This is a genomic window from Microcoleus sp. POL10_C6 (assembly GCF_036701585.1).
Lineage (GTDB): Bacteria > Cyanobacteriota > Cyanobacteriia > Cyanobacteriales > Microcoleaceae > Microcoleus.
The window spans coordinates 75247-85110 of the sequence record NZ_JAUBRB010000009.1 but is presented as its reverse complement, the minus strand read 5'-3'; the positions used below and the strand labels follow the sequence as shown (position 1 = coordinate 85110).

Sequence of the window (9864 nt, the reverse complement as noted above, 5' to 3'; positions counted from 1 at the left end):
CCGCCAGCGATGACAGCACCATCAAAGTGTGGAACTTGCAAAGCCAAAAACCGATTGCCACCCTTGCCGGCCATAGCCGTTCGGTCAATAGCGTCGCATTTAGTCCAGATGGCAAGACTTTGGCTTCCGCCAGCGATGACAGCACCATCAAAGTGTGGAACTTGCAAAGCCAAAAACCGATTGCCACCCTTGCCGGCCATAGCGACTTGGTCAATAGCGTCGCATTGAGTCCAGATGGCAAGACTTTGGCTTCCGCCAGCGCTGACCGCACCATCAAAGTGTGGAATTTGCAAAGCCAAAAAGCGATTGCCACCCTTGCCGGCCATAGCGCTTGGGTCTATAGCGTCGCATTTAGTCCAGATGGCAAGACTTTGGCTTCCGCCAGCGGTGACAGCACCATCAAAGTGTGGAATTTGCAAAGCCAAAAAGCGATTGCCACCCTTGCCGGCCATAGCAGTTTGGTCAATAGCGTCGCATTTAGTCCAGATGGCAAGACTTTGGCTTCCGCCAGCCTTGACAGCACCATCAAAGTGTGGAACTTCCAAAGCCAAAAACCGATTGCCACCCTTCCCGGCCATAGCGACTTGGTCATGAGCGTCGCATTTAGTCCAGATGGCAAGACTTTGGTTTCCGCCAGCCGTGACAAGACCATCAAACTGTGGAACTTGCAAAGCCAAAAACCGATTGCCACCCTTGCCGGCCATAGCAATTCGGTCGATAGCGTCGCATTTAGTCCAGATGGCAAGACTTTGGCTTCCGCCAGCCTTGACAACACCATCAAAGTGTGGAACTTCCAAAGCCAAAAACCGATTGCCACCCTTGCCGGCCATAGCGACTTGGTCAATAGCGTCGCATTTAGTCCAGATGGCAAGACTTTGGCTTCCGCCAGCCGTGACAGCACCATCAAAGTGTGGAACTTGCAAAGCCAAAAACCGATTGCCACCCTTGCCGGCCATAGCAGTGTCGCATTTAGTCCAGATGGCAAGACTTTGGCTTCGGCCAGCCGTGACAACACCATCAAACTGTGGAACTTGCAAAGCCAAAAACTGATTGCCACCCTTGCCGGCCATAGCACTTGGGTCATGAGCGTCGCATTTAGTCCAGATGGCAAGACTTTGGTTTCCGCCAGCGCTGACCAGACCATCAAAGTGTGGAACTTGCAAAGCCAAAAACCGATTGCCACCCTTGCCGGCCATAGCAGTTCGGTCATGAGCGTCGCATTTAGTCCAGATGGCAAGACTTTGGTTTCCGCCAGCCTTGACAACACCATCAAAGTGTGGAACTTGCAAAGCCAAAAACCGATTGCCACCCTTGCCGGCCGTAACAATTGGGTCATGAGCGTCGCATTGAGTCCAGATGGCAAGACTTTGGCTTCCGCCAGCGGTGAGGAGACAATAATTTTATGGAATTTGCAAAGCCAAAAACCGATTGCCACCCTTGCCGGCCATAGCAAAGTCGTCAATAGCGTCGCATTTAGTCCCGATGGCAAGACCTTGGCTTCCGCCAGCAATGACAAGACAATAATTTTATGGAATTTTGATTTTGATGATTTACTCAAGGGTGGTTGTGACTGGGTACGTAGCTATTTAGAAAGCAGCCCCAATGTTAGCGATAGCGACAGGCACCTGTGTGATGGTATTCCCACAAATCAATAGGCTTTTGCCAGAAAGTTTGTTTAAAATAACAAGTTAATCTCAAAAACTGCCTAAAAACTCCCACCTCAACCTCATATAAAAATCAAACCTTTCTAAAACCCCTTACCCACCATCAACCATGACAAACCAAACCCCCAACTTCTACGCCCTCCTCATCGGTATCGATTTTTATTTCCCCCATCGCTTACCAGAAGGTAACTACTACAAAAACCTGCGGGGATGCGTTCAAGATATTAGCCATGTCGAAACCTATTTAAAAGATACCTTCAACCTCACCTCCGACCAAATCATTAAACTCACCGCTACAGCTTCCGACAATCCCAACCAACCCAAAGAATCCCCCGAACTCTTACCCACTTATGAAAATATTGTTGCTAAATTCAAAGAACTAACGGCCAAAGCCCAACCTCAAGACCGAGTATATATTCACTACTCCGGTCACGGCGGACGGGCGAAAACTATTTTTGAAAGCCTCAAGGGTTTTGGGGGTTTAGATGAAGCCTTAGTTCCGACAGATATCGGTCAACCAAATTCCCGCTATTTGCGCGATATAGAATTTGCTAAATTGCTGGAAGACATGGTGGAAAAAGAGTTAGTTGTCACCCTCGTACTCGATAGCTGTCATTCCGGTGGTGCAACCAGAGAAATGAGCGGAGATGACCGGATTCGCGGGGAAGGGTTTATTGACACCACTCCTCGACCTACGGATAGTTTAGTCGCCCCGCTTCAGGAATTAGCCCAAAATTGGCAAACTTCAACAGAAAATAGCCGCAATATTACGGTTGTTAATGGTTTGTTACCCGAACCAAAAGGTTATACCTTAATCGCTGCTTGCCGGGATCATGAATTTGCTTATGAAAAGGTTTTTGAAGGGACGGAACGCAACGGCGCTTTGACTTATTTTTTATTAAAAGCTTTGCGGCAAGAGGGAACAGAAATTTCTGTAGAGGAGCTATTTAATAAAGTTTCTAGTCAAGTTAACAATGTATTTGTACGGCAAACCCCAATGTTGATGGGAGAGACTGAGCGCACTTTTTTTGGGGGTCAGTTTGTTGGTGCTAGCCGTAAGGTGCCGGTGATGAAAGTAGATATCAAGAAAAACCGAGTTCAGCTACAAATGGGTCAAGCAAGCGGCATTAAAAAAGGGGCAGAATTTGAGATTTTCAAATTCAGAACGAGAGATTTTAAGGATGAGGAAAACCGAATTGCAAGGGTTAAAGTTGTAGAATTGGGAGCATCCGATTGTTGGGCAGAAGTAACAGAAATAGACAGTATTAGAGCCATCAATCCTAAATTAGAGCAAGGAATGATTGATAGAGGAATGTTTGAAATTGGTTCTCCTGCTGTTTATGTATCGCCAGGATTGAAACAAATTCGCAAAGTCCGAGTGCTTTTACCAGAACCAAAATCACAATTTTCGGATTTGGAGCTAGTGAAAACACAAGTTGATGGCCATCGCTGGATAGAATTTTGTTCGGAAACAGAAACAGATGAGAATGTAGATTATTTTGTTTCCCTAAATTCTGAAGGGGAGTATTGGATTTTAGATGCGAATAAAGAACCCATCAAGAATCTTCTTTTTCCTATAAAAATTGATGAACCTGAAGCCACAGAAAGGCTAATTAATCGCTTAATCCATGTTGCCAGATATGAGAGTATTTTGGAACTGGATAATGAGGATGCTTTTGCTCCTTTAAATGGCAAACTTAAGGTTGAAGTGGTTAAATCAGTTAAACGGCAACCTGTAGTTTTGAATGTTGATGGTAAGGTTCCTGTATTAGAAGAAGATGAAGAAGATGTCAAGTTAGTAATTCGGAATGAATCTAAGGTTACTTTAAATATCAGTGCATTGAACCTTCAGCCGGATTTTATGATTTTTAAATATTATCCCAAAAATTTAACTTTTGATTCTCTAGATCCCGGAAAAGAGAAATCAATTAAACTCGCTCTCAAGTTGCCCGAAAATTATCAGGAAGGGGTAGATGTCATTAAAGTATTTGCGACGGTGGATGCAACAAATTTTCAATTATTGGAATTGCCAGCTTTAGACCAATCTCGGAAAGGATTTGGGGATAAAGAACCGACCAATGCTTTAGAACAATTATTGGCGGCGGTTGTGGATGAAAATAACCCTCAGCGAAATATCAGGGTTGTGACTGATGCGAGTGAGGAATGGACGACGGAAAAGGTGGAAGTGGTGGTGAAAAAGAGTGTGGTTTGATTTAGAGAATTTTTTAAGAATGCTGCCAAAGCCTATATCCCTCTGCGGTCATTTGTGTTTATCTGCGGTTGTAAGTCAAAAACTTGTTATTCCTGGAAAAGATTAGCGTCATCCTAATCTCAATCCTTTTTCAACATAACAAGTTAAACAGGACTGACGCAACTGGCACATGGTGATGAGTGCCATCGCCCGCAGGGGGAAAATGTGACCGGGACGGCGCAAGTCTTGAGGTTTGGTGTCCGGGTGGATGGCGACTTGGATGGTGCGCGCCCGGTCTTCGGCGGAGATGCCGGTACTGACGCCGTTGACTGCATCGATGCTGACGGTTGCAGTGGATAGCGGAGGTTTACCGGGTAACGATCGATCGAGGAGAATTGTGGCTGAATTTAGGTTATTTGTCAATTCGCGATCGGGCAAAAGCAATTCCGAACGAAGGATGAAATTTCTAGTTTTAAGAACTCCTAGACTCGCCAGCGAAGGCTTTTAACTCAATAGCATCGTGACTGCAAAACACGCGCACATCTTTACTATGCTGCACCGATAATTCGTGCAGCCGACCTTGATTGAGCAACCTAGCCTTGCGATCGACCTCCATCATCCATTGGTAGGCGCGCAGACCGGGCGTGCAGCGTCGGTTAGCGGCATCCATCTCGTGTCGGTAGAAATAGGCATCACCTGCGTGCAGAAGCCAGCCATCGGGTGTATCAATGGCAATGCCAGCATGACCGCGCGTGTGGCCCACCAACGGGATTAGCAAAATCTCCGGCGGCAACCCGTCGAGGTCGCGGACTGCTTCAAAACCGAACCAAGGTTCGCCACCCGCCGAATAGTATTTCCAGCGTTTGACTTCATCCCACTGCCCCGGACGATAGCGCCTTTTTGTGATGAAACCGTGCCGATCCTGTGCGGCATCGATTTCAGCCTGCATGACGTGTACGGTTGCTTCCGGGAAATCCTCTAGACCACCGGCATGATCGAAGTCGAGGTGGGTTAGCACAATATGGCGCACATCGCTTGGTGAAAATCCTAGCTGTTCAATTTGATGGATTGCCGTGTACTTGCGATCGAACTGGATGTTATTAAAATAAACGAAAAACGGGCTGAGCCGGGAGTAAGGGGACTGAATATCCCGCAATCCGAAGCCGGTATCAATCAGAACCAGTCCCTGATTCGTTTCAACAAGCAGACAGTGGCAGACGAGGTTAGCCGTCAAGCCGCGACTGAAGCCATCGAAAAGCGCCCCTCCAATGGGACACATACAGCCACAATTGAGATGATGAATTTGCATAAATGTGCTGCACTAAATTACTTAGGCGGGAACCATTTATTCCTCAGTTCGCATCCAAGGCCGATGCTGCATAATGCCCTCGATGAACGCCTGAGAAAACTTTGCTAAATCGCCAATACTGGGAGAAGTAAACACGCTTTTATCGGCTGCAATCAGGCCATTATCTGCGATGTTTACTTTCTTTAAATCTGCACATAAGAATAGTAAGACGGGCGTGAATTATTTGTTAGCAGAACCCGGTTCAGTAAGCTGGCGGTGCATTTCGGCATTAACGGTATCAGGTAAAACTTTGCTTGCGCTGGCGAGAATCTTTGTCTTGAGTGAACCGGCGATAATGTCGTCCTTACCCGCCATCAGCGCCTCGAAGCCCTGCTTGGCAACTTCGGCCGGGTCGTCTTTCTTGTCTGCGCCCGCCTTCGTGTCGTCCATTCCCGCCCGATGGAAGAAGTTGGTATCCGTCGGCCCTGGCATCAGCGCGGTAACGGTGACGCCTGTGTCCTTTAACTCGTTACGCAGCCCTTCTGAGAAGGAGTGTATAAATGCTTTAGATGCTGCATAGACTGCCTCGAATGGCCCCGGCATTAGGGCGGCAATCGACGAAGTGAATAGAATCCGACCTTGGCCTCGATCGACCATATCCTTAACTACCCGTTTAGCCAAATGCACAGACGAGACAACGTTGAGGTTAATCAGATTTAGTTCGTCCTTCAAGTCTGTCTCGCGGGCAAAGTCGCCCCCGACGCCGACACCGGCATTAATTGCGATCGCATCCACTGGCCGATTAGTCGCTTTTATCTGGTTGTAGAGCGTCTCAACACCGTCGTAGGTAGCGAGGTCTGCCTGCACTGTATCGACTTTGGCACCGAGCCCCTCAAAGGCTTGAGCCGCTTCATTGATGCTCGCTCCGGTGGCGGTGACTAGGAGATCGAAGCCGTTTTGAGCGAACTGTTTGGCGAGTTCGTAGCCGATACCGTTAGAGGCACCCGTCACGACAGCCAAGGGCCGGGTCAACGAACTGTTTATAACCATTTAAAATCCTCTGTAACTGCTCCACGCTCTTTTGTCTAGGCTTGCTTCTGTCTGTACTAGACAATCTTTGTGGACTGTGGACGTTCAACTTTTACAATGCTAGGGAGGTAGGAGTGCGATCGCATCTTTCCCAGGACATAAACTTTTAGGCATTTAAATACGGTAGAATCGAAAACAAACTTCATGCAATTAGTGTAAAAATCACAGCCGAGAATCATCTTAGAGAAAGAGCAAATAGAGAAACTACATAAAGCCTTAAAAAATGAATAAAATGGAAATATTAAAGAAATAATTATACTTAGATAGCAATCCTTGCAGGAGTCGTAAAATTTTTACCCCACCCCAACCCTCCCCGCGAGATCGGGGAGCGAGTAAGAAATTCACAAATGATGCGAGGATTGCTATCTAAGTATAAAATGCGCGTAGATATGGCTAATAACTCTTTTGATAATTATTGGGGAGCCGCCATTATCGGGCGCTAAATCGGATGCGATGAGAGACGGGAGATGGAAGATGGGAGATTGACTCGGAAGATTAATCCTGGGCTAAAAACATTTATCTCTGGTGGAACGGGCAGGAGGCTTGTCCAAGGAGAACAGTGCCGGATGTCAGTTATAACTGAATCTCAGGCACTGGTCTCAATCAGACCCAATCAATCTGGTAACAGCGACAAAAAATCTCAGATATCAGGTCGATCGCGCAGCAAGAAACCAAGCGGAGGATGCCAAGAGTGTAAGATGTCATTTATCAAGAATACTTTCGGTTGCCGATTGCGCGCTCGGCACCCAACATTGAAAATTATGACAGCCAATTGCTGATTCTGCTGGCTTCATGTTATAGTGGTTTTCCAAGAATTAAATTCGGTTGCGTAGTTTGTTGGTGTTTATTTACAAGCGTCTCTCCGAATCTAAGTCTCTGCACCCTAATGATTCTGGAGATTTTATGTCGATTTACGTGGGTAATCTTTCATATGAGGTAACATCAGATGACCTCAACGAAGTATTTGCCGAGTACGGTACTGTAAGCCGCGTCCAAGTGCCAATGGACCGGGAAACAGGCAGGATGCGGGGTTTTGCTTTTGTGGAAATGGCAAGCGAGGCAGAAGAAGCAGCAGCCATCGCAGCTTTAGACGGTGCTGAGTGGATGGGCCGTGACTTGAAAGTCAACAAAGCCAAACCTCGCGAAGACAACAAACGCTCATCGGGTGGCGGCGGCGGCTGGGGCGACAAAGATCGCTCTTCTCGACGCTACTAAGCTTTGAGACTGAAAATTTGAGTTTTGGTAGTTGACGGCAGGTGCGAATGCTGCTTTTTTTTCGGGTTGTTCGATCGACCCATCCAATAAAACTCCCAAACCTCTAAATCAGTTTTGCCCCCTCCTTGGAGGGGGCTTTGTTTTTGGCGAAAAATCCCGCGAGATACGCCCGCGGTGCAGTTCCCACTCTAGTTCGTGATTCAGTACCCTCTTAACTGCTTTTTTTAAGAGGCTGTCGGGATTTCGCGGCTCGACGCCTGTAAACTATCAAACTAGAATTAAGCAGCAAGAAAAGCTAGAATAACGGCAAAACTGAATATTGCCTAGAACAGCAAAACTATCTTTACCGAAGATTAGTCGAGAAAACCAGCCGAATATCAGCCAATATCTTGATTTTGCCTGAATAAAGATGTCCAAGGTCTACAGCACGGCGGAACTCATTAAAATCCTCGAAGAAGAGCGCCAAGCCTGCTTGTATGGGCGGCGCCTCAACTTGACTGAAACTCCTGCTACAGGCAACCCCGTGATTGACCGCTTTCTCAAATCTGAGGGCGTACAGAAGTTCACTGCTTATCAAAATTTTAAGGCAGCCGTACACGAATACCAGCGGGAACATCAAGTTTCTGGGATTGTCTGGCGGGAAATTGCGGTTAAAGGCAATACTCTACGCTATCCGGCAGTGGATGACGAATTAATAGCTCTACCGGTTGATTTGATTACGTTGAAGGCAGCTAAGATTGCTATGTTGGAATTCTGGCAGCAGGTAACTGCCGGGATGGATTTGTATTTAAGTGTTAACAGCGGAAAGGATTTTCGATCAATCGAGTCGGTTGATGTAGAGGCTATAGCCCAGCGCACAGAATGGGCCAGTCTCTCGAAGTGGGAAAAGTTGGATTTCCTAGAAATTTTGTTGCAGTTGGGCTGGGGGAAGCCGGAGGAAGCTTATTATAAGAGGGGATGGCCGACCTCGGGCAGTGAGTACATTCACGCCGTAAAACCCGGACAGCGGCCGATTTGTTAATTAGTCAGTAGTCAGTAGTCAGTAGTCAGTAGTCAGTAGTCAGCAGTCAGTAGTCAGTAGTCAGTAGTCAGTAGTCAGTAGTCATAGTGCTGTCCCCGCTCGCGAACGTTATTAGTCAGTAGTCAGTAGTTACTAATTATTGCGAGATATTCAAAACAAATAACAAATAACAATTGGCAATTGGCAATTGGCAACTGCCAACTGTCAACTGTCAACCGTCAACTGTCAACTGACATCTGACAAAGCATCAAGCCAAACCACTGATTTGGATCTGTCCAAACCTGCATAGGCATTAAACCACGCTGCGAAAGTTCTTTTTTTACAGTATTGAGATTAAACTTGCGCGATATTTCGCTGCGGATAGTTTCTCCCGCTGCAAATTCAACTATTAAATTGAGAGAACGCAACTGCACTGTTTGCACTTTTTTACTTTTCAAGTGCATTTCTATTTGACATTCCTCTTGATTGTAAAAAGCCCAATGCTCGAACTGTGCTAAATCAAAATTTCCCTCATATTTTCGATTTAAATGTCGCAGCATATTCAAGTTAAATGCTGCCGTTACTCCTTGACTGTCATCGTAGGCCGGCTCTAAAATATCCTTAGATTTGTCCAAGTCAATTCCCAGCAAAAAATACTCTCCCGGCTGCAATGCACCGACAATTTGCGAGAAGAACAAATCGCATTCTTGAGCGTTGAGATTGCCGAGGGTACTGCCTAGAAAGCAAATCATTCGGGTTGGCAAGGGCGACGGTGCAATTTTAGCTAAGGCTAATTCGTAAGTGCTGACAAGTCCGTGAATCTGGAGCGACGGATAATCGGCCAACAGTTGACAAGCGCTGCTTTCTAGGATAGTAGGACTGATGTCGATCGGCAAATAGTGCAGGGGATATTCGAGTTGACTGTAAGCATCCAGGAGAATCCGAGTTTTGGTGGAACTGCCGCTGCCGAGTTCTACAATTTCGCAGGGGCCCGTTAAATTTGCGATCGCCCCCGCGCACCCCTGCAAAATTGCCGTCTCAGTGCGCGTCAAGTAGTATTCCGGCAACTGGCAAATCAACTCAAACAGATTCGAGCCGCGATCGTCGTAGAAATACTTTGGAGGCAGGGATTTGGGGCTTTGAGTTAACCCGCTAACTGCATCGCTGCCAGCATTGATTTCTGCCGGTGTCAGTGCCGCAGCGCTCACCAGGCGCTCTAAGTGCAGGCGGTTTTCCTTCGTTAAGGCTGAGTTTGTCGTATCGGAGAGTCTTGGGGATTTCATAAAGTAATTTTTAGATGCACATATCGGTATAGCACGCAGCCGCGTTGCCAAATATCGCGCTCAAGTCAGATTTTTCATGCGGCTCTGGATTCTGTATTTTCTCACCGGATGGCGATCGCATCCACAATTAAAAC

At 46.8% G+C, this 9864-nt stretch carries 7 protein-coding genes and 1 pseudogene; 4 read left to right on the top strand and 4 right to left on the bottom strand.

Features of this window, described 5'->3' with window-relative positions; genetic code table 11:
- Together QUA34_RS07510 and QUA34_RS07505 are read left to right on the top strand one after the other, a co-directional pair.
- The coding region (locus QUA34_RS07510; protein ID WP_333385323.1) for a WD40 repeat domain-containing protein at positions 1 to 1655 on the top strand (1655 nt) is incomplete at its 5' end.
- A gap of 118 nt (positions 1656 to 1773) precedes the next feature.
- Complete coding sequence (locus QUA34_RS07505) at positions 1774 to 3876, top strand: caspase family protein (RefSeq protein ID WP_333385320.1); 2103 nt, start codon at positions 1774 to 1776, stop codon at positions 3874 to 3876.
- A 186-nt stretch (positions 3877 to 4062) separates the two neighbouring features.
- Here the strand turns inward: QUA34_RS07505 and QUA34_RS30175 are convergent.
- The 3 genes and pseudogenes from QUA34_RS30175 to QUA34_RS07490 all read right to left on the bottom strand — a co-directional run.
- Positions 4063 to 4203: pseudogene (locus QUA34_RS30175) on the bottom strand (3,4-dihydroxy-2-butanone-4-phosphate synthase); the annotation flags it as partial.
- 124 nt (positions 4204 to 4327) lie between these two features.
- On the bottom strand, positions 4328 to 5164 hold the full coding sequence (locus QUA34_RS07495) for an MBL fold metallo-hydrolase (protein ID WP_333385313.1): 837 nt from the start codon (positions 5162 to 5164) through the stop codon (positions 4328 to 4330).
- 219 nt (positions 5165 to 5383) lie between these two features.
- A complete protein-coding gene (locus QUA34_RS07490) occupies positions 5384 to 6193 on the bottom strand; it encodes an SDR family NAD(P)-dependent oxidoreductase (protein WP_333328284.1) in 810 nt (269 codons plus the stop codon).
- Positions 6194 to 7135: 942 nt separating this feature from the next.
- Here QUA34_RS07490 and QUA34_RS07485 point away from each other — a divergent pair.
- A complete protein-coding gene (locus QUA34_RS07485; RefSeq protein ID WP_333082386.1) occupies positions 7136 to 7447 on the top strand; it encodes an RNA-binding protein in 312 nt (103 codons plus the stop codon).
- A gap of 409 nt (positions 7448 to 7856) precedes the next feature.
- Positions 7857 to 8468, top strand: a complete 612-nt coding sequence (locus QUA34_RS07480; protein ID WP_333328287.1) for a hypothetical protein — start codon at positions 7857 to 7859, stop codon at positions 8466 to 8468.
- A 218-nt stretch (positions 8469 to 8686) separates the two neighbouring features.
- Here QUA34_RS07480 and egtD read toward each other — a convergent pair whose 3' ends face one another.
- Entirely contained in the window at positions 8687 to 9730 is a 1044-nt protein-coding gene (egtD, locus tag QUA34_RS07475) for an L-histidine N(alpha)-methyltransferase (RefSeq protein ID WP_333385309.1), read from the bottom strand.
- Between the last annotated feature and the right edge of the window lie 134 nt (positions 9731 to 9864).

Excerpts from the sequence above, each read along its gene's own strand:
- QUA34_RS07505 (WP_333385320.1), top strand. The coding sequence starts at position 1,774 with ATGACAAACCAAACCCCCAACTTCTACGCCCTCCTCATCGGTATCGAT.
- QUA34_RS07480 (WP_333328287.1), top strand. The coding sequence starts at position 7,857 with ATGTCCAAGGTCTACAGCACGGCGGAACTCATTAAAATCCTCGAAGAA.
- egtD (WP_333385309.1), bottom strand. The coding sequence starts at position 9,730 with ATGAAATCCCCAAGACTCTCCGATACGACAAACTCAGCCTTAACGAAG.
- QUA34_RS07495 (WP_333385313.1), bottom strand. The coding sequence starts at position 5,164 with ATGCAAATTCATCATCTCAATTGTGGCTGTATGTGTCCCATTGGAGGG.
- QUA34_RS07485 (WP_333082386.1), top strand. The coding sequence starts at position 7,136 with ATGTCGATTTACGTGGGTAATCTTTCATATGAGGTAACATCAGATGAC.
- QUA34_RS07490 (WP_333328284.1), bottom strand. The coding sequence starts at position 6,193 with ATGGTTATAAACAGTTCGTTGACCCGGCCCTTGGCTGTCGTGACGGGT.